Source organism: Nonomuraea sp. MTCD27, from assembly GCF_041950495.1.
Taxonomy (GTDB): domain Bacteria; phylum Actinomycetota; class Actinomycetes; order Streptosporangiales; family Streptosporangiaceae; genus Nonomuraea.
This window is the reverse complement of the sequence record NZ_JBGNUW010000019.1, coordinates 235,530-254,010: the sequence shown is the minus strand read 5'-3', so window position 1 is coordinate 254,010 and position 18,481 is coordinate 235,530. Positions and strand designations below refer to the sequence as shown.

The window sequence follows — 18,481 nt, the reverse complement described above, 5'->3', positions numbered from 1 at the left end:
ACGCCACATGGATATCCCCTGGTGGCGTGATGCAGTCGTCTACGAGATCTACGTTCGCAGCTTCGCCGACGCCTCCGGAGACGGCGTCGGCGACCTGACCGGAGTGCGCGAGCGCCTCCCCTACCTCCAGCAGCTGGGCGTCGACGCGATCTGGCTGACCCCGTTCTACCCCTCCCCCATGACCGACGGCGGCTACGACGTGGCCGACTATCGCGGCGTGGACCCGCTGTTCGGCACCCTCGCGGACTTCGAGGCGCTGGTCGCCGACGCGCACCGGCACGAGCTGCGGGTGATCGTGGACGTCGTGCCCAACCACAGCTCGTCCGAGCACCCCTGGTTCCAGGCGGCGCTGCGGGGCGAGCACCGCGACCGGTACATCTTCCGCGACACGACCAACAACTGGCAGTCCACCTTCAGCGGCCCGGCCTGGACGCAGGTGGCGGACGGGCAGTACTACCTGCACCTGTTCGCACCGGGACAGCCCGACTTCAACTGGCGCAACCCCGAGGTGCACGCGGAGTTCCTGGACGTGCTGCGGTTCTGGCTGGACCGGGGCGTCGACGGGTTCCGCATCGACGTGGCGATGGGCCTGTACAAGGCGGAGGGGCTGCCCGACGTGGGCGACCAGTCGTTCAAGGCGGTCTCGCCGGTGTGGGGGCAGCCGGAGGTGCACGGCGTCTACCGCGACTGGCGGCGGCTGCTGGACAGCTATCCGGGCGAGCGGATGGCCGTGGGCGAGGTGTGGACCGACAGTCCCGAGGACCTCGCCCGTTACGTGCGGCCCGACGAGCTGCACCAGAGCTTCAACTTCGCCTGGCTGCAGGCGCCGTGGTCGCCGACGGCGTTCAAGCAGGTGATCGACGACACGCTGTCCACGGTGCCGTTCGCCACGTGGGTGCTGTCCAACCACGACGTCGTACGCCACCGCACCCGCTACGGCACGGCCGACCCCGGCACGGGCCTGGCGCGGGCCAGGGCGGCGGTGCTGACCATGCTGGCCCTGCCCGGCTCGGCCTACCTCTACCAGGGCGAGGAGCTGGGGCTGCCCGAGGTGACCGACCTGCCGGACGAGGCCCGGCAGGACCCGGTCTTCTTCCAGTCGAAGGGCAAGCTGCCGGGGCGTGACGGGTGCCGGGTGCCGATCCCGTGGACGGTGGACCCGCCCTCCCACGGGTTCTCGGCGGGCGGGGCGGAGCCGTGGCTGCCGCAGCCGGACACGTTCGCGGAGCTGAGCGTCGAGAAGCAGGAGGGGGTCGCCGACTCGACGCTGGAGTTCTACCGCCGGGCCCTGGCCTGCCGCCGTGACCTGGCCCGATCCATTCCTTACACGCTGGAGTGGATGGACTCTCCCGAGGGAGCGCTTTTCTTCTACCGCGGGCCGCTGATCTGCGCGATCAACTGCGGCATGGGCCCGGTACACCTGCCCGAGCACGACGAGGTGATCCTGTCGAGCGGGCCGCTCAAGAGGGGGCTGCTGCCGCCCGACACTGCGGTGTGGCTGCGGCGCGCGTCATAGCCCGGCGGCGCTCTCACCGCGGAAGGGGATGACGGGCAGCGAGATCAGCGCGCACGCCAGCCCCGCCGCGAAGGCCGCCCAGAACCCGGTGCTGGTGATCAGCACTCCGGCCAGCGGCGTGACGGCCAGGGAGACGACGTTCTGGACGGTGTTGTGGGTGCCGAGCACGCGACCCGCCCAGGAGGGACCGGCGAGCTCGCCCGCCGCGAGGTAGGCGAGCCCGTTGCCGGCCACGGTCGTCACCGCGGCCAGCGCGAGCATGGCGGGCCCGAGCCAGGTGCGGGTGAGCGTGCCGGTGATCAGCAGCGCGAGCACCGCCACGCTGCCGAGGGTGAGCAGCAGCAGGGGCCGCATGCGCAGGCCCGTCCGGTCGGACCAGCGCCCGACCGCGACGCGCACGGCGGCCCCGCCGATCGCCGCCACGCCGAAGAGCTGCCCGGCGCCGACACCGTCCCAGCCGTAGGTCCTGACCAGGCAGGTCACGCCGTACGTGCTGACCACGACCTGCGGCACGACGTGCAGCGCGCTGGTGGCGTGCACCCGCCACAACGCGGGCTGCCGGTACGGCGAGCCGGTCGCCGCCGCGCCGGACCCGGCGAGCGCGCGCGGCGGCTCGGCCAGGAAGAGCCCGGCCAGCACGGCGGCCAGCAGGCTCACGCAGGCGCAGACGATCAGCACGCCGGGCAGGCCGTACGCCAGCGCGACCGGCGGCAGCGCGAAGGCGCCGACGGCCATGCCGAGGGTGAAGGAGACCTGCCGCACGCCCATGGCGACGCCGCGCTCGGGCGGCTCGAACCAGCGCAGCACGATCCGGCCGCCGCCGACCATCGCGGCCGAGCCCGCCGCGCCGGCCAGGGCGAGCAACACGACCACCACCCAGGCCCGCTCCACGAACGCGACCGAGGCGAACAGGACGGCCGCCAGCCCCACACCCACACCTAGGATCAGGCGCTCGCCGTGCCGGTCGGCCAGCGCGCCCCAGGCGACGAGAGCGACCATGACCCCCAGGGCCGGGGCGTTCGCCATGATCCCGGCCACGACCAAGGAAACACCGAAATGTCGCTCAATTTCCGGCATGACCAGCGGCAGGCCGAACAGGCCTAAGGTGACACCGGCGTGGGCGTTGACGCCCAGCGCCAGCATCAGCCAGCGTTTCATTCCGCGTAGCGCTTGAGGTAGGCCAGTTCGGTCTCGGTGAGCCGGCGGGGGGCCGCCCGATCGACGTCGTAGGCGGCCAGGACGGACATGGCGGTCACGTAAACCGCCTCGTCGTCGCGGATCTCGTAGCGCAGCGTGAACCGGACCGACCTGATCTCCGTCACCCAGGTCTCGACGCGTACGGGGTGGGCGCGGAAGCCGAGCGGGCGGCGGTAGTCGATCTCGTGGCGGGTCACCACCAGGCCCTTGAACGGCTCGTCGCCCGCGTTGTACGGATCGATGTGGAACATGCCGAAGCGAGCGTCCTCGAGGTAGTCGAGGAAGCGCACGTTGTTCACGTGCCCTTGAGAGTCGACGTCGCCGAATCTCACCGTGCGCGGATAGATGTGCCGTTCGGCCGGGGTGCGTTCAACCACGTCCGCCACCGTACCCGCCCGCGCTAGGTGGCCTTGCGCCGGGCCAGGCAGGCGAGCACGGTCAGGACCGAGATCGCGGCCATGGAGCCGAGCGCCCATCGGTAGCCGGTCACGAGCTGCTCCACCGCGCCGCCCGAGAGCTGTGCCAGCGTGCCGGCGAAGACGCTCTGGTGCAGCTCGGCGGGCAGCGGTGCGGTGATGATCGACAGGACCAGGCCGGTGCCGACGACGTTGCCGGTGTTCTGCACCATGAGGCGCATGGCGTTGACGATGCCGAGCCGGTTGGAGGGCAGGCCGTCCAGGATGGCGGTGGTGTTGGAGGGCAGGAAAACGCCCGAGCCGAGCCCGATGAGCACCAGCCCGGCGGCCACGGCCGGGTACGGCATGTCCGACGACATCACGGCGAGCATGACCACCAGTCCGCAGGTGGTGGTCGCGGCCCCGGCCACGGCCAGCGTGCGCGCGCTGGTCAGCCGCTGCAGGAAGCCCGAGGTCACCGAGGCGATCATGGCGGCGATGGCCAGCGGCAGCACCTTCAGCCCGGCCTGTACGGGATCGTCCCCGCGCACGGCCTGGAAGTAGAGCGCGACCAAGAAGACCATGCCCATGCGGGCCACGGCGTTGAGGAACGAGGCCAGCGTCCCGAAGGCGAAGGCCCGCTCCCGGAACAGGCCCATGTCCACCACCGGATACGCGGCCCGCCGCTCCCTGAGCACGAACAGCGGCAGCCCGACGGCGAAGGCCGCCAGCCCGCCCAGCACCACGGGGTGCGTCCAGCCCAGCCTGGTGAACTCCGACAGCGCCAGCAGCAGCCCGCCCAGCGTGACCAGGACGAGCACGTTCCCCGGCGCGTCGAGCCCGCTCTCGGCTCGGTCCTGGGTCGGCCTGCGCAGCACGATCGCCCCCCAGACCAGGCAGATCAGGCCGATCGGCACGTTGAACCAGAACACCCAGCGCCAGCCCAGGTTCTCGGCCAGCACCCCGCCCAGCGTCGGCCCGATCAGCCCGGCGATCGAGAACGACGCCACGTACACGCCCATGCCCTCCCCCAGCCGCTCGCGCGGGAAGGCGTCGCTGACCAGGGCGGCGCTGTTGGTGAGCAGCATGGCGGCCCCCGCGGCCTGCAGCACGCGCATGGCCACGATCACCCACGCGTTCGGCGCCAGGCCCGCGAGGAGGGCGGCCACCGTGTAGGTGGACAGTCCTAAGAGATACATCCTGCGCCGGCCGAACAGATCCGCCAGCCGCCCGAATACCACCATGAGGACGGTCGTGGTCAACTGGAAGCCCAGGAGGATCCAGCCCGCGGCCGTCGCGTCGGCGCCGGTGTGCCTGGCGATCTCCGGCAGCGCGACGTTGATCGCGCTGCCGCCGAGCCCGGTCAGCACGCTGGCCAGGCTCACGACCGACAGCGTTCGCCAGGCGTACCCGATGGGAGTGGTCGTGGTCGCGGCCAATGGGCCTGTCCTTTCTAGATTTTAATACTAGAATCCAGTTCACATCGTCAGCCGGTCAAGGATCGAGGTGTCGGATGAGTGGAATAGTCGAGGGCCGCGTGGTGATCGTCACGGGTGCGGCCAGGGGCATCGGACGGGGACACGCGCTGGAGTTCGCCCGCCAGGGGGCGAAGGTGGTGGTCAACGACCTGGGCGCGGAGGTGGACGGCACCGGCTCGTCCGGGGCCGCGGCCGAGGTGGTGGCGGAGATCGAGGCCATGGGCGGCCAGGCGATCGTCAACGGCGAGGACGTCTCCGACTTCGACGGCGCCGAGCGGCTGATCCGGGCCGCCATCGACACCTTCGGCGATCTGGACGTGCTGGTCAACAACGCGGGCATCCTGCGCGACCGGATGCTCGTCAACATGACCGCCGACGAGTGGGACTCCGTGATCAGGGTTCACCTGCGCGGCACGTTCGCGCCGCTGCGCCACGCCGCCGCGTACTGGCGGTCCAAGGCGAAGGCGGGCGAACAGGTGGATGCCCGGATCATCAACACGACCTCGTCCTCCGGCATCTACGGTAACCCGGGGCAAGGCAACTACGGCGCCGCGAAGGCGGGCATCGCGGGCCTTACCGTCATCGCGGCCAGGGAGCTGGAGCGCTACGGCGTGACCGTGAACGCCATCGCCCCCGCCGCCCTCACCCGCATGACCGAGAACCTCATACCGGCGGGCGCCACCGGCGCCGACCCCGACGACATCGCGCCGCTGGTCGTCTGGCTGGCCAGTGCCGAGGCCAAGGGGATCACCGGGCGGGTGTTCAACGTGCGCGCCGGCGTGATCAGCGTGGCCGAGGGCTGGCACGCCGGCCCCGGCGTGGACAAGGGCGGCCGGTGGGACCCGGCCGAGCTGGGCTCGGTCATCCCCGCCCTGGTCGAGAAGGCCGCGCCCAACGCTCTGACCAACGGCCGCATCCCCGGACGGGAGGACTGACATGCCGCTCGACCACACCCTGGTGGGTGTCGAGAGCCCGGCGCACGAGCGCACGTGGACCTCGAAGGACACCATGCTGTACGCGCTCGGCGTCGGAGCGGGCACCGGCGAGCTGGAGTTCACCACGGAGAAGGGGCAGCGGGTGCTGCCGACGTTCGCCGTGCTGGCGGCCCAGGCGCCGGGGCGGCGGCTGGGCGACTTCGACCCGGCCCTGCTGGTCCACGCCGAGCAGGGCTTCGAGCTGCACCGGGAGCTGCCGGCCGCGGGCGGCGTGCGGACCACCTCGAAGGTGACCGGGATCTACGACAAGGGCTCGGGGGCGCTGGTGACCTCCGAGGCCAGGGCCGTGGACCTGAGCACGGGCGAGCTGGTGATCGCCTCGCGGAGCTCGGTGTTCATCAGGGGCGAGGGCGGGTTCGGCGGCGACCGGGGGCCGCGGGACGAGTGGGCCCTGCCCGACCGGGCGCCCGACCACAAGGTGACCTACTCCACGCATCCGGAGCAGGCGCTGATCTACCGGCTGTCCGGCGACTACAACCCGCTGCACAGCGACCCCGAGTTCGCCGCCAGGGCCGGGTTCAGCCGGCCGATCCTGCACGGGCTGTGCACGTACGGGGTGACGGGCCGGGCGCTGCTGCACGCGGTGGCGAAGTCGGATCCGGGGCGGTTCAGGGCGATGTCGGGGCGGTTCTCCAGCCCGGTGCTGCCCGGGGAGTCGCTCACGGTGTCGATCTGGGTGGACGGCGCGGACGTGCTGTTCCGTACCGCCAAGGACGACGGGACCGTGGTGATCGACCGGGGCCGGGCCACGATCGCCTGATCAGCCCTCGTCGAGCACCCGAAGGGGGTCGAGGCGGTGGATCAGCGTCATCGCCGCCTCGATGACCTCCTGGGCCTCCTCCTCGCTGTCGGAGGTGGCGACCTCGCGGGCGGCCTCGCCGATGATGCTGGTCAGCACGGCCACGGTGAAGCGGTCGAGCGGGTCGCCCCCGGCGCCGAGCAGCACCGCGTTCTGGCGCACCCACTCGCGCCCCCGGGTGCGCCGGATCAGCTCGAACCCGGGCGGCCCGTCGCCGTCGATGAACAGCCTGACCAGGTCGCGCCGCTCCCATGCCCCGGCGAGGTAGGCCCGCGCGCCCGCGATCAGCAGCTCCACCGGATCGTCCACGCCCTCTTTCCTCGCCTTGGCCACGCTGGCGGCCGACGCCTGCTCGTGGGCGGCCTGGTGGTCCTCGTAGAGGGCGAGGAACAGCTCGGTCTTGCCGCCGAAGTGGTGGTAGAGGCTGCCGACGCTGGAGCCGGCGCGGGCGACCACCTCGGCCACGTTGGAGTCGGCGAAGCCGTGCTCGCTGAAGACCTCGCGAGCCGCCTGCAACATGCTCTTGCGCGTCTGGGCCGTGCGACTCCACTCCCACGAGGACTTGCGTGCCATACCGGCAATCCTAGCCGCTCGAATTCTAGAATCTGATTCTTGACACATGACCGTAACAGTTGGAATCTCTTCCTAGAGAACGATTCTAGAAATTTTCAGGAGGCGGCTGTGGACTTCTCGCTCACCCCCGAGGAACGGCAGATCCGCGACACCGTCCGGTCCTTCATCGAGAAGGAGGTCATGCCGCTGGAGCCCGAGGTCCTGCGCAACGAGCGCGAGGGCCGCCCCGGCCTGGCCCCCGACGTGCTGCGGGACCTGCGGGCCAAGGCCAGGAAGTCCGGCTTCTGGGGGATCAACACCCCCGAGGAGTACGGCGGCGCCGCGCTCGGCCCGATCATGTCCGCGATCATCGCCATGGAGATCGGCCGCACCTTCGTGCCCTTCTCCTTCGGCGGCAGCGCCGACAACATCCTCTACGCCGGCACCGAGGAGCAGAAGCGGCGCTACCTGATCCCGACCATCGAGGGCGAGCGGCGCTCCTGCTTCGCCATCACCGAACCGGGCGCCGGCTCCGACGCCCGCAACATCCGCACCCGGGCCACCCGCGACGGCGCCGAGTGGGTGGTCAACGGCGAGAAGACGTTCATCACGGGCGGGAACGAGGCCGACTTCGTCATGGTGTTCGCCGTGACCGAGCCGTACGGCGTCACCTGCTTCCTGGTCGACCGGGACATGGGCTGGAAGTCCGAGCCGATCCCGACCATGGGCGAGTGGGGCCCCGCGTCGCTGGTGTTCCAGGACGTACGGGTGCCGGAGGAGAACATCCTCGGCGAGCTGGGCAAGGGCTTCGAGCTGGCCATGCAGTGGATCGGGCAGGGGCGCTACATGATCCCGGCCCGCGCCATCGGGTCCGCCGAGCGCATGCTGGGCATGGCCGTCGACTACGCCAAGATCCGCAAGTCGATGGGGCAGACGATCTCGGAGTACCAGGCCATCCAGTGGATGATCGCCGACTCGCAGGTGGAGATCGAGGCCGCCAAGTGGCTGACGCTGTACGCGGCCTGGCGGGTCTCGCAGGGCATGGATGCCCGGCACGCCTCCTCCATCGCCAAGCTCAACGGCGCCGTCATGGCGAACCAGGTGGTCGACCGGGTGCTGCAGATCCACGGGGGTATGGGCTACACCAAGGAGCTGCCGATCGAGCGGTGGTACCGCGAGCTGCGGTTGCTGCGCATCTTCGAGGGGACCGACGAGATCCAGCGGCGGACGATCGCCCGCAACCTGATCAAGGGGCACGCGCGGCTCGGCCTCATCGGGGAGTGACGGACATGTCGGTCGGGGAACTGTTCAATCCGCGTTCGATCGCCCTGGTGGGGGCCACGGACAAGTCGGGGTGGTCGATCAGCACGCTGGCCAACCTGCGTGCCCACGGCTTCCCCGGGCCCGTTCACCTGGTGAACCCCCGGGGTGGCGTCGTGCACGGCTCGCCCGCGTTCCGGAGCCTGACGGAGATCCCGGAGCCGGTGGACCTGGCGTACGTGATGGTGCCGACCGCGGCCGTGCTGGGCGTGCTGCGGGAAGGGGCCAAGCTGGGGATCCGGTGCTACGTGATCCTCACGGCCGGGTTCGGGGAGGCCGGGGAGGAGGGGGCGCGGCTGGAGTCGGAAATTTCGGCTTTCGCCGTGGAAAATGGGCTGACGATCCTCGGGCCGAACGGCAACGGGTACATCAACGCCGCCGCCGGCATCACCCCGTACGGGCTGCCCATCCCCCCGCCGCTGCTGCGCGGCGAGGTCGGCGTGGTGCTGCAGAGCGGCGCGCTGGCCAGCTCGGTGCTGGCCTTCGCGCAGGCCCGCAACGTGGGCGTCAGCCTGCTCACCTCCATGGGCAACGAGTCGGTCGTCGCGGTCACCGACGTGATCGACTATCTGGTGGACGATCCGGCCACCAAGGTCATCGCGCTCTTCCTGGAGACGATCAGGAACCCGGCCGAGTTCTCCCGCGTGGCGCGGCGCGCGCTGGAGGCGGGCAAGCCGATCGTGGCGCTCAAGATCGGCCGCAGCAAGCTGGCCTCGCACACCGCGCAGGCGCACACCGGGGCCCTGGTGGGCGACGACGACGTCATCGACGCGGCGCTGCGCGGGCTCGGGGTGATCAGGGTGCGCTCGCTGGAGGACCTCATCATCACGGCGGGGCTGCTCGCCTCGACGGGGCCGCTGCCGGGGCGGCGGGTCGGGGTCGTCACCCCGTCCGGCGGGGCCTCGGAGATCATCGCGGACCGGGCCGAGGACGAGGGGCTGGAGCTGCCGCCGTTCGCGCCGGAGACGGTGGCCCGGCTGGCGGAGATCGTCCCGTCCTTCGGCACCGTGCAGAACCCGCTCGACGTCACCGGGTACGTCCTCATCGACCGCACCCTCCTCGGCCGCGCGCTGGAGGCGGTCACCGCCGACCCGGGCATCGACCTGATCATGCTGCTGTCGGAGCCGCCCAGGGTGCCACCGCCCGACCCGGCACCGGTCCTGGCCATGTACGCGGCCAGCGCGCAGCGCATCGCCGCCTCGCCGGTGCCGGTCGTGGTGGTGAGCAACGTGCTGACCGACGTGACGGAGTTCGGGCGGCGGGTGCAGCGGGAGACCGGGTACCCGTACGTGGCGGGCGGGATCGAGCACGGGATGCACGCCATCGGCGCGGCGGTGCGGTGGTCGGAGACGCGGGCCAGGGCGCTGTCCCGGCCCCCGGCCCCGCCCCGGGCCGTCGAGCCCGCCCGGCCGCCAGGGGCGCACGGCGTGTGGGCCGAGCATCGCGCCGCCGCGCTGCTGGCCTCGGCGGGGCTGCCGGTGGTGCCCTCCGAGCTGGCGCGGGACGAGGCGGAGGCGGTGGCGGCGGCCGAGCGGTTCGGTTATCCGGTGGTGCTCAAGGTGGCGGCCGAGGGGCTCGGGCACAAGAGCGACATCGGCGGGGTCCGGCTCGGCCTGGGCGGGGCCGCGGAGGTGCGGCGGGCGTACCGGGAGCTGGCCGCGGCGCTGCCGTCGCTCGACGGCGTGCTCGTCCAGCCGCAGCGCACCGGCGGCGTGGAGCTGCTGGTCGGCGTGGTACGCGATCCCGCCTGGGGGCTCACGCTGGCCGTCGGGCTCGGCGGGGTCTGGGTGGAGGTGCTGCGCGACACGGCGCTGCGGGTGTTGCCGGTGGACGCCGCCGAGGTGCGTACGGCGCTGTCGGAGCTACGGGGCTCGGCCCTGCTGGATGGGGCCAGGGGCGCCGAGCCGGCGGACCTGGACGCCGTGGCCGGGGTGGTCGCGGGCATCGCCGCGTTCGCCGGGTCGCTGGGTGACGGCCTGGAGTCGCTGGAGGTCAACCCGCTGCTCGTCACCGGTTCCCGGGTGGAGGCGCTGGACGCGCTGGTCACCTGGCGTTGAGCGGGAAATGGGCGACCCCGGGGGCCGCCCATTTCACCTTCCGGGGACTACTCCACCTCCACCGGCAGCTCGTAGATCTCGGTCGTCGGGTGCCCCGCCTTCTCGTGCACGCGCAGCACCGCCTCCTTCGACGGCCCCGACGACAGGCAGAACACCTTCCCCGAGTCCGGGTCGAGCCAGGCGCGCTCGAAGTGCACCCCCTCGGCCCCCTCGATCGCCAGGTCACGTTCGTGCGCCGCGCGCAGCTGCTCCTCCGTGGCCCCGATGAATCCGCTGTGCACGTCCATGAATTTCGGCATCGCGAATCCCTCCTCCTGCGTCAGGTGTGCCCTTTCCAGGAAAGGCGTTCCATCACGTGCCATCCCGTGCCACCGCGGTCAGGGGAGACGGTTCGACAGCACCAGAGTGGCGGCGGAGGCGAACATGCCGCCGTTGCCCAGGACGACGCTCACCTCCACCCCGGGCACCTGGGCCGCCGCCTCGCCGCGGAGCTGGCGTACCGACTCCTGGATGGCGAACATGCCGTACATGCCGGTGTGCGTGTACGACAGGCCGCCGCCGTTCGTGTTCAGGGGCAGGCGGCCGCCGGGTGAGGTGTGGCCCTCGGCGATGAACGCCCCGGCCTCGCCCCGGCCGACGAAGCCCAGGTCCTCCAGGCCGTAGATCGGCACGTGGGCGAAGGCGTCGTACACCATGAGGTGGTCCACGTCCTCGTGCGTGATCTTGGCCTCGGCGAAGGCCGCCTCGCCCGACAGCCGGAAGCCCTTCGAGGTGGTGAAGTCCTCCATCTGCGAGATGATCGGCGACTCCGCCGCCTCCCCCGAGCCCAGCAGGTAGACCGGGGCGCGGCGGGCCCGCTCCTCCGAGGTGACGATCAGGGCGCCGCCGCCGTCGGTCACCAGGCAGCACTCCAGCAGGTGGAACGGGTAGGCGACCAGGCGCGAGGCGAGCACGTCCTCGACGGTGATGAGGTCCTGGTACATCGCCCGCGGGTTGAGGTGGGCCCAGCGCCGCTGCGCGACGGCGACCTCGGCGAGCTGCTCGTGCGTGAGACCGGTCTCCTTCATGTAGCGCAGGGCCGTGATCGTGAACGACGTGGGCGGCCCCACCACGCCGTACGGCAGCTCGAACTGCCCCAGCAGCGAGTCCATCCCCATGCCGAAGCGCCCGGCCCCGACGCGCGAGCGGCCCGACTCGCCGTGGGTGATCAGCACGGTACCGCACAGCCCGGCCCTGATGGCGGCGGCCGCGTGCCGTACGTGGAAGAGGAACGACGACCCGCCCACGCCCGTGCCGTCCAGCCAGGCGGGCGTGATCCCGAGAGCGTGGGCGATCTGGATCGGGCCGGGCGTCCCCACCGTGGCGACGCCGTCGATGTCGTGGATGGTCATGCCCGCGTCGGCGAGCGCGTTCCTGGCGGCCTCCAGGTGCAGCTGCATCGTGGAGTGGCCGGGCAGGCGGCCCACCTCGTCGGTCTCGGCGGCGCCGGCGATCACGACGGTCATCGGGCGCCTCCGGCCGGCTCGAACAGCGGCACGCAGACGTCCCCGCGCCGCTCGAACACCACCCGCAGCTCCATGTCCAGCGGCAGGTTCTCCGGGGTGTTCGCCACGCCCACGATGTTCGTCATCATGCGCACGCCCTCCTCCAGCTCCACGACGGCGATCGCGTACGGGCCCTCGTCCTCGAACCCGGGGGCCGGACGGTGGTTGATGACGTAGGAGTACAGGGTCGCGCGGCCACTGGCGCGGACCCACTCGACCTGGTCTCCGCCGCAGCGGGGACAGCTCGGCCGGGGATAGAAGTAGTGCCGCGCGCACGTCTGGCAGCGCTGGATCCTGAGCTCGCCCGCGGCCGTGCCGTCCCAGAACGGCTGGGTCTCGGGCGTGGGCTTAGGTGCCGGCTTCATCGGCCTCCCCAATCTAGTTCTAGAATTACACTCTAGATCTAGGTTCTGTCAGGACTCAAGGGCTCGGGATGCGGTTGCCGTTCCTGCCCTGCCCGGCCAGCACCTCCTCCAGGGTCGGGCGCGCGTCGTCCGGATGGCGCGGGCCCGGCTGGGCGAGCTGGATCAGCACGCCGTGCGCCTCCTTCGGGTGCAGGAACACCTCCTGCCAGCGCGGATCCGCCTGGTTGAGCCCGTGCAGGCGGTAGCCGCGCCCGGTCAGCCTGGCCACGGCCGCCGCCAGGTCGCTGACGTGGAAGTTCAGGTGGTGGACGCCGCCCCGGCCGCGGGTGAGCTCGAAGAAGCTGTCGAAGAACGCCGACCCGGCCAGCGGCTCCATGAGCTCGACCTTGCCGCCGTTGGCGTACGTGAGCTGCAGCGTCCGGTATCCGGCCATCCGGTTGTCACCGCCGCCGCCCAGATGCCGGCCGCCGAGCAGGTCACGGTAGATCGGCAGCAGATCCCTGATCCGGGGCGCGGCCACGGCCGTGTGGTCGAAGTGCACCTCGAGGCCGTCCAGTTCCAGGTCCACGCGGGGGGCTCCTCACTTTCGACAATCCTAGAATTTCATTCTAGCCGCTGGCGGCGCGCTCACTCTTGACGGAGCCGAATGTGAGGAGCAGCATCGCAGAAAGGAATTCTAGAGCTAGCTTCTAGAACAACACGGGGGGTTCGGCCCGATCAGAAAGGCTGGCCATGAGGCTGTCCTACGTCCGTGAGCTCGACGAGTACCCGACCGGCGCCCGCCGCATGAAGATCCTCACGATGGCCGTGCTGGCCATCCTCATCGGCTCCTACGAAGGGCAGATCGCGCCCGTCGTGCCCCTGCTGCTCAAAGACCTCGACATGACGCTGGCCACGTACGGCGCGGTGTCGGGCACGGCGGCGGTGGCCGGCGCGATCGCCTCCATCCTGGGCGGGCGGCTCACCGACCGGCTCGGCCGGGTCCGGCTGCTCATCCCCCTCATGGCGCTGACGGCGGTGTGCTGCTTCGCCATGACGCTCGTGCAGAGCCCGCGCGACCTGCTGATCGCCAGGATCGTGCTGGCGTTCGTGGACGGCGTGGCCATGGCCAGCACCGCGCCGCTGATCCGTGACTTCTCCCCGCGCCTCGGGCGGGCCCAGGCGTTCGGCTTCTGGACCTGGGGCCCCGTCGGCGCGAACTTCCTGGCCGCCGCCGTCGCCGGGTGGACCCTGCCGATCTTCAACGACTCGTGGCGCTCGCAGTTCGTCATCATGGGCTGCTTCTCGCTGGTCATCTCGGCGGTCATCGCGTTCAACATCGCGGACCTGTCCCCCGAGCTGCGCGCCCGGATCCAGCACACCGAGCGGGCCGCCACCGAGGTCGTGGACCTCACCCGGCCGGCGACCATGCGCTCGCTGTTCCGGCGGCGCAACATCTGGGCGCACGTCGTCGGGATCTCGCTGTGGCTGGTGCTCTACATCACGCTGTCGCTGTTCGGGCAGACGATGCTGGTCGGGGCGCTGGGCATCAGCAGCGCCGAGGCCTCCACCATCATGGCGGCCTTCTGGAGCCTCAACCTGATCACGCTGATCGTGACCGGGCGGCTGTCCGACCGTACGCAGCTGCGCAAGCCGTTCTCCCTCGGCGGCACCGTCGCGGCCGTCCTCGTCACCGCCTACCTGGCCGTCTCACTCGGCCAGGAGGGCGTGTCGACCGGCACGCTGATGGTCGTCGGCGCGCTGCTCGGCGGCTCGCTCGGCGTCGCGTACGCCCCCTGGATGGCCAACTACTCCGAGGACGCCGAGGACGCCGACCCGCGCCTGCAGGGCACCGCGTGGGGGTTGTTCGGGTTCCTCAGCAAGGGCATCGCCGTGATCGGCCTGCTGGTCATCCCGTACGTGGTCGAGGCCACGAACTGGCAGACGTGGCTGTTCGTCGCCCTGGGCTGTCTCGTCCTGTTCATCCCGGCGATCATGTTGTTCAATGGGCCGTGGCGGCGCCCCGCCCGCACGCGCGCCGCGGTCGCACTCGGGGAGGCCGAAGGATGACCGAGCCGTCCGACGTCGCCGGCGCCGACCTGCGCGGGCTGCGCGACCTCGACATCGACGACGTGCTGGCGTACGTGCACCGCGACCTCAAGCGGCTGCCCGGCTACACCGAGCTCTACAAGCGTTACCTGCGCCAGCGCTGGGACGTCTACGAGCTCGACTTCTCCCAGGACGTGGTGGACTGGCGCGAGCGCATGACGCAGGAGGAGCGCGACGCCTTCGTCGGGATCTCCGCCGGCTTCCACCACGGGGAGCGGCAGGTGGAGGTGGAGCTGCCGGTGTTCATGCTGGGCGGCTCCGAGGAGTCCAAGATCTACATGTCCAGCCAGATCGAGGACGAGGCCCGGCACACAGTGTTCTTCGACCGCTTCTACCGCGAGGTGGTCGGCATGCCGGGCGACTCCGTGCAGGAGGTGCTGGACGCGTCGTTCGAGCACGTGTCGGAGACGTTCGTGGGGCCGTTCGGGCTGCTCGCGTACCAGGCCGACGAGCTGCGCAAGGATCCCGAGGACCCGGCCGCCCGGGTGCGTTACGGCACCACGTACTTCCTGTGGATCGAGGGCGTGCTGGCGCTGTCCGTCATGAAGATCACGCTGACCTACTGCCGGGAGCGCGGGTTCCTGCCCGGCTACTACACCGGGTTCACCGCCACCTGCCGCGACGAGGCCCGGCACGTGCAGTTCGGGATGCGGTTCCTGCGCGACTCCGTGCAGGAGGACCCGCGGCTGCTGCTGCAGATCCACGAGACGTTGCGGACGATCCTGGCCATCAACGGCGCCACCAGCCGCAGGCTCGCGCTGGAGTCGCTGGGCTGGACGCCGGAGGAGGTCAGGCGGCTCATGATCCGGCAACTCCACATGAAGCTGACCGACGTGGGCATCGCGATTCCGCCGGACATCCAGGAGAAGGTCTCCCGTATCGAACCAGAGCTCGCCGGGGGCTGACACATGGGCTTCTTCACCGACGAATGGGCCGAGGCCGTGCGCGTCGCCGTGGACGCCGGTCCCGAGCAGGACGGCAAGCTGCCGTCGTACTGGCAGTGGATCGACCGGGCCCGGGAGGGCTACACCGCCACGTGGGCGCTGGGCGTGCGGGAGACGGGCGCGTACCTGGTGCTGGCCTGGGAGGGCGGCAAGTGCGTGGACGCGCGGATCACCACCGACCCGGGCGCCGCCGACTACGTGCTGGCCGCCTCCGAGGCCACCTGGCGGGAGCTCCGGGAAGGGGCCGACCCGGGGCGGGTGGTGATGTACCGGGGGCTGCGCCTCGAACGGGGGAACGTGCTGGCGTTCTTCCGGGTGATCTACTTCTTCGTGGAGTCGCTGGCCGCGCTGGCCCGGGTGCCTTGACAGGCGGGTCATGCGACTCCTCTAACATCTCCCCGGGGCCGGGCGGGGAGGAGTCATCGTGCTCGAGGTGCTGGGGGTCGACCACTGGGGTGAGGAGGCGTACCTGGCGTTGGTCGAAGGTGGACCGCTCACGGAGAACGAGCTGGCCGGGCTGACCACCGTCGAGCCGGGCGTCCTCGGCAAGGTGCTGCACCGGCTGGAGGACCGCGGGCTGATCAGCCGCGTGCCCGGCCAGCCGGCACGGTACGCCGCCCTGCCGCCCGAGCCCGCCATCGAGGTGTTGCTGCTGGCCCGCGAGCGCGACATCGAACGCGTCCGCGCGCTGGCCCAGCACCTCGGCGAGCGGCACCGGAGGGCCCGGTCCGGCCGCGACGCCGCCGAGCTGATCGAGGTGATCTCCGGGCCCGACGCCGTGGCCCGGTGCGGCCAGCAGCTCCTGCGACGGGCCAAGGACGTCATCCGGGGCATCGACGCCCCGCCGTACGCGCAGGCCAGCGAGGGCGGCGAGATCTCCTCCACCGCGAACGTCACCGACCGGGGCGTCCGGCGGCGCTTCATCCACGAGCGCGGGATGTTACGGGTGGACGGGCAGGCGGAGAAGATCGAGCGCGGCGTGGCCGCCGGGGAGGAGGTGCGGATCTTCCCCAACGTGCCGATGAAGATGATCCTCTCCGACGACGACCTCGGGCTCATCCCGCTCCGCGCCACGCCCCGGGTGCTCGACTCGTGCATCCTGGTGCATCCGTCCTCGCTGCTGGACGCCCTGTCCACGCTGTTCGAGCTGCTGTGGGCGCAGGCGCAGCCGTTCGAGGCGGTGGCCGGGGAGGAGCGGGGCGGCGAGGAGCGGGCCGGCGATCCACCGCTCAGTGAGGTCGAGCGGCGGATCGTCTCCCTGCTCGCGCACGGGCTGTCGGACGAGGCAATCGCCCGGCAGCTCGGCATCGGCTACCGGACCGTGCAACGCCGGATCCAGGCGCTGATGGCCCGGTTGTCCGCGACCAGCCGGTTCCAGGCGGGCGTGCTGGCAGCTCGCCGCGGATGGTGGGACCCGGAGCTTTGAGGTCACCCGATCAGTCGCGGCGCACCTTCCTGTAGGTCACCCGATCAGTCGCGGTGCAACTTCCTGTAGGTCACCCGATGCGGACGGGCCGCGTCGGCTCCCAACCGCTCGATCTTGTTCTTCTCATAGTCCGCGAAGTTGCCCTCGAACCAGAACCAGTTCGACCCTTCCTCCCAAGCCAGGATGTGGGTCGCGATGCGGTCGAGGAACCACCGGTCGTGGGAGGTGATCACCGCGCAGCCCGGGAAGTCGAGCAGCGCGTTCTCCAGCGACGACAACGTCTCGGTGTCGAGGTCGTTGGTGGGCTCGTCCAGCAGCAGCACGTTGCCGCCCTGCTTCAGGGTGAGCGCCAGGTTGAGCCGGTTGCGCTCGCCACCCGACAACACCCCGGCCTTCTTCTGCTGGTCGGGACCCTTGAACCCGAACGCCGCGATGTACGCCCGGGACGGCATCTCCACGTTGCCGACCTTGATGTGGTCGAGCCCGTCGGAGACGACCTCCCAGACGTTCCTGTTGGGGTCGATGCCGCCCCGGCTCTGGTCGGCGTAGGAGATCTTGACCGTGTCACCGACGACGATCGAACCGGTGTCGGGCGTCTCACTACCGATGATCATGCGGAACAGCGTGGTCTTGCCGACGCCGTTGGGGCCGATGATGCCGACGATGCCGTTACGTGGCAGGTCGAACGTCAGCCCCTCCATCAGCAGCCGGTCGCCGAACCCCTTGGTCAGCTTGTCGGACTTGATCACCGTGGTGCCCAGACGCGGGCCCGGCGGGATCTGGATCTCCTCGAAGTCCAGCTTGCGGAACTTGTCGGCCTCGGCCGCCATCTCCTCGTAGCGCTGGAGACGGGCCTTGCTCTTGGTCTGGCGGGCCTTGGGGTTGGACCGGACCCACTCCAGCTCGTCCTCGAGGCGCTTCTTCCGCTTGACGTCCTTCTGGCCCTCGACCTTGAGCCGCTGGGTCTTGGCCTCCAGGTAGGTGGAGTAGTTGCCCTCGTAGGCATACGCACGGCCCCGGTCGAGCTCCAGGATCCAGCCGGCGACGTTGTCGAGGAAGTAGCGGTCGTGGGTGACGGCCAGGACCGTGCCGGCGTACTTCTCCAGGTGCTGCTCCAGCCACTGCACACTCTCGGCGTCGAGGTGGTTGGTGGGCTCGTCGAGCAGCAGCAGGTCGGGCGCCTCGAGGAGCAGCTTGCACAGCGCGACCCGGCGGCGCTCACCACCGGACAGCTTGGTCACCTCGGCGTCGGGCGGCGGGCAACGCAGCGCGTCCATGGCCTGCTCGAGCTGGCTGTCGAGGTCCCAGGCGTTGCGGTGCTCGAGCTGGTCCTGCAGCTTGCCCATCTCCTCCAGCAACTCGTCGCTGTAGTCGGTGGCCATCTGCTCGGCGATGTCGTTGTAGCGCTGGAGCATCGCCATCGTCTCGGCGACACCCTCCTGCACGTTGCCGAGGACCGTCTTCTCCTCGTTGAGCGGCGGCTCCTGCTGGAGCATGCCGACCGTGAAGCCCGGCATGAGCTTGGCCTCACCGTTGGACGCCTGCTCCAGGCCGGCCATCATCCGGAGCAGCGTCGACTTCCCGGTGCCGTTCGGCCCCAGAACACCGATCTTGGCTCCGGGCAGGAACGACAGCGTGACGTCGTCAAGGACAACCTTGTCGCCGTGCGCCTTGCGCACGCGCTGCAGCGTATAGATGTACTCCGGCATGCCCCCTAGCTTAGGGGCTCCCAACCCAGGCTTCCGCCGCTCGTCCCGAGTAGCCCCGGGGCCCTTTTGCGCGCAGGGGGCAGAAAGCCCACCCCA

18 protein-coding genes are annotated in these 18,481 nt (G+C 70.7%); 9 read left to right on the top strand and 9 right to left on the bottom strand.

The genetic code is table 11. The features are described 5' to 3' along the window. Positions 1 to 7: 7 nt before the first annotated feature. Positions 8 to 1,516, top strand: coding sequence for a glycoside hydrolase family 13 protein (locus ACBJ59_RS44585; RefSeq protein ID WP_375116149.1), 1,509 nt, complete (start codon positions 8 to 10; stop codon positions 1,514 to 1,516). Here the strand turns inward: ACBJ59_RS44585 and ACBJ59_RS44580 are convergent. From ACBJ59_RS44580 to ACBJ59_RS44570, 3 genes are read right to left on the bottom strand one after another with little or no spacing between them, the layout of a single operon-like run. Then, positions 1,511 to 2,674: an MFS transporter gene (locus ACBJ59_RS44580; RefSeq protein WP_375116148.1), complete on the bottom strand. Its 1,164-nt coding sequence runs from the start codon at positions 2,672 to 2,674 to the stop codon at positions 1,511 to 1,513. The genes ACBJ59_RS44585 and ACBJ59_RS44580 overlap by 6 nt on opposite strands. Further along, positions 2,671 to 3,099 carry an acyl-CoA thioesterase gene (locus ACBJ59_RS44575; protein ID WP_375116147.1) on the bottom strand — a complete coding sequence of 143 codons (429 nt, stop codon included), beginning with the start codon at positions 3,097 to 3,099 and terminating at the stop codon, positions 2,671 to 2,673. The genes ACBJ59_RS44580 and ACBJ59_RS44575 overlap by 4 nt, the downstream gene beginning before the upstream one ends. Positions 3,100 to 3,113: 14 nt before the next feature. Next, the gene (locus ACBJ59_RS44570) at positions 3,114 to 4,547 is read right to left on the bottom strand and encodes an MFS transporter (protein WP_375116146.1); all 1,434 of its coding nucleotides are present in this window, start codon (positions 4,545 to 4,547) and stop codon (positions 3,114 to 3,116) included. Between the two features lie 74 nt (positions 4,548 to 4,621). Here ACBJ59_RS44570 and ACBJ59_RS44565 point away from each other — a divergent pair, with 74 nt between their 5' ends. Then, complete coding sequence (locus ACBJ59_RS44565; RefSeq protein WP_375116145.1) at positions 4,622 to 5,521, top strand: SDR family oxidoreductase; 900 nt, start codon at positions 4,622 to 4,624, stop codon at positions 5,519 to 5,521. A 1-nt stretch (position 5,522) separates the two neighbouring features. Further along, entirely contained in the window at positions 5,523 to 6,341 is an 819-nt protein-coding gene (locus tag ACBJ59_RS44560) for a MaoC/PaaZ C-terminal domain-containing protein (RefSeq protein ID WP_375116144.1), read from the top strand. Here ACBJ59_RS44560 and ACBJ59_RS44555 read toward each other — a convergent pair whose 3' ends face one another. Continuing rightward, positions 6,342 to 6,953, bottom strand: coding sequence for a TetR/AcrR family transcriptional regulator (locus ACBJ59_RS44555; protein ID WP_375116143.1), 612 nt, complete (start codon positions 6,951 to 6,953; stop codon positions 6,342 to 6,344). 108 nt (positions 6,954 to 7,061) lie between these two features. Here ACBJ59_RS44555 and ACBJ59_RS44550 point away from each other — a divergent pair, with 108 nt between their 5' ends. Continuing rightward, positions 7,062 to 8,216, top strand: coding sequence for an acyl-CoA dehydrogenase family protein (locus tag ACBJ59_RS44550; RefSeq protein ID WP_375116142.1), 1,155 nt, complete (start codon positions 7,062 to 7,064; stop codon positions 8,214 to 8,216). A gap of 5 nt (positions 8,217 to 8,221) precedes the next feature. After that, positions 8,222 to 10,309 (top strand): acetate--CoA ligase family protein, encoded by a 2,088-nt coding sequence (locus ACBJ59_RS44545; RefSeq protein ID WP_375116141.1) that lies wholly within the window; start codon positions 8,222 to 8,224, stop codon positions 10,307 to 10,309. Positions 10,310 to 10,356: 47 nt separating this feature from the next. On the opposite strand, the gene ACBJ59_RS44540 is transcribed toward ACBJ59_RS44545, so the two are convergent. The 4 genes from ACBJ59_RS44540 to ACBJ59_RS44525 form a co-directional block, all read right to left on the bottom strand. After that, a complete protein-coding gene (locus ACBJ59_RS44540; RefSeq protein WP_364127209.1) occupies positions 10,357 to 10,608 on the bottom strand; it encodes an SCO4226 family nickel-binding protein in 252 nt (83 codons plus the stop codon). A 78-nt stretch (positions 10,609 to 10,686) separates the two neighbouring features. Continuing rightward, positions 10,687 to 11,814, bottom strand: coding sequence for a thiolase (locus ACBJ59_RS44535; protein ID WP_375116140.1), 1,128 nt, complete (start codon positions 11,812 to 11,814; stop codon positions 10,687 to 10,689). After that, positions 11,811 to 12,218, bottom strand: a complete 408-nt coding sequence (locus ACBJ59_RS44530; protein WP_364127204.1) for a Zn-ribbon domain-containing OB-fold protein — start codon at positions 12,216 to 12,218, stop codon at positions 11,811 to 11,813. Before ACBJ59_RS44530 ends, ACBJ59_RS44535 begins: the two co-directional genes overlap by 4 nt. 55 nt (positions 12,219 to 12,273) lie before the next feature. Next, positions 12,274 to 12,786: a VOC family protein gene (locus ACBJ59_RS44525; protein ID WP_375116139.1), complete on the bottom strand. Its 513-nt coding sequence runs from the start codon at positions 12,784 to 12,786 to the stop codon at positions 12,274 to 12,276. Between the two features lie 164 nt (positions 12,787 to 12,950). Here ACBJ59_RS44525 and ACBJ59_RS44520 point away from each other — a divergent pair, with 164 nt between their 5' ends. The 4 genes from ACBJ59_RS44520 to ACBJ59_RS44505 are packed head-to-tail and all read left to right on the top strand — an operon-like array spanning position 12,951 to position 16,676. Further along, a complete protein-coding gene (locus tag ACBJ59_RS44520; protein ID WP_375116138.1) occupies positions 12,951 to 14,267 on the top strand; it encodes an MFS transporter in 1,317 nt (438 codons plus the stop codon). Beyond that, positions 14,264 to 15,211 (top strand): ribonucleotide-diphosphate reductase subunit beta, encoded by a 948-nt coding sequence (locus ACBJ59_RS44515; protein WP_375116137.1) that lies wholly within the window; start codon positions 14,264 to 14,266, stop codon positions 15,209 to 15,211. Before ACBJ59_RS44520 ends, ACBJ59_RS44515 begins: the two co-directional genes overlap by 4 nt. 3 nt (positions 15,212 to 15,214) lie before the next feature. After that, positions 15,215 to 15,616, top strand: a complete 402-nt coding sequence (locus ACBJ59_RS44510) for a hypothetical protein (protein ID WP_375116136.1) — start codon at positions 15,215 to 15,217, stop codon at positions 15,614 to 15,616. A gap of 58 nt (positions 15,617 to 15,674) precedes the next feature. Beyond that, a complete protein-coding gene (locus ACBJ59_RS44505; RefSeq protein WP_375116135.1) occupies positions 15,675 to 16,676 on the top strand; it encodes a helix-turn-helix domain-containing protein in 1,002 nt (333 codons plus the stop codon). 44 nt (positions 16,677 to 16,720) lie between these two features. Here ACBJ59_RS44505 and ettA read toward each other — a convergent pair whose 3' ends face one another. Next, positions 16,721 to 18,385, bottom strand: a complete 1,665-nt coding sequence (ettA, locus tag ACBJ59_RS44500; protein ID WP_375116134.1) for an energy-dependent translational throttle protein EttA — start codon at positions 18,383 to 18,385, stop codon at positions 16,721 to 16,723. Positions 18,386 to 18,481: the final 96 nt, after the last annotated feature.

Bases quoted from the DNA above. Each gene is read 5' to 3' on its own strand.
- ACBJ59_RS44580 (WP_375116148.1), bottom strand. From the start codon at position 2,674: ATGAAACGCTGGCTGATGCTGGCGCTGGGCGTCAACGCCCACGCCGGT.
- ACBJ59_RS44540 (WP_364127209.1), bottom strand. From the start codon at position 10,608: ATGCCGAAATTCATGGACGTGCACAGCGGATTCATCGGGGCCACGGAG.
- ACBJ59_RS44545 (WP_375116141.1), top strand. From the start codon at position 8,222: ATGTCGGTCGGGGAACTGTTCAATCCGCGTTCGATCGCCCTGGTGGGG.
- ACBJ59_RS44565 (WP_375116145.1), top strand. From the start codon at position 4,622: ATGAGTGGAATAGTCGAGGGCCGCGTGGTGATCGTCACGGGTGCGGCC.
- ettA (WP_375116134.1), bottom strand. From the start codon at position 18,385: ATGCCGGAGTACATCTATACGCTGCAGCGCGTGCGCAAGGCGCACGGC.
- ACBJ59_RS44520 (WP_375116138.1), top strand. From the start codon at position 12,951: ATGAGGCTGTCCTACGTCCGTGAGCTCGACGAGTACCCGACCGGCGCC.
- ACBJ59_RS44535 (WP_375116140.1), bottom strand. From the start codon at position 11,814: ATGACCGTCGTGATCGCCGGCGCCGCCGAGACCGACGAGGTGGGCCGC.
- ACBJ59_RS44515 (WP_375116137.1), top strand. From the start codon at position 14,264: ATGACCGAGCCGTCCGACGTCGCCGGCGCCGACCTGCGCGGGCTGCGC.
- ACBJ59_RS44585 (WP_375116149.1), top strand. From the start codon at position 8: ATGGATATCCCCTGGTGGCGTGATGCAGTCGTCTACGAGATCTACGTT.
- ACBJ59_RS44555 (WP_375116143.1), bottom strand. From the start codon at position 6,953: ATGGCACGCAAGTCCTCGTGGGAGTGGAGTCGCACGGCCCAGACGCGC.
- ACBJ59_RS44560 (WP_375116144.1), top strand. From the start codon at position 5,523: ATGCCGCTCGACCACACCCTGGTGGGTGTCGAGAGCCCGGCGCACGAG.
- ACBJ59_RS44530 (WP_364127204.1), bottom strand. From the start codon at position 12,218: ATGAAGCCGGCACCTAAGCCCACGCCCGAGACCCAGCCGTTCTGGGAC.
- ACBJ59_RS44510 (WP_375116136.1), top strand. From the start codon at position 15,215: ATGGGCTTCTTCACCGACGAATGGGCCGAGGCCGTGCGCGTCGCCGTG.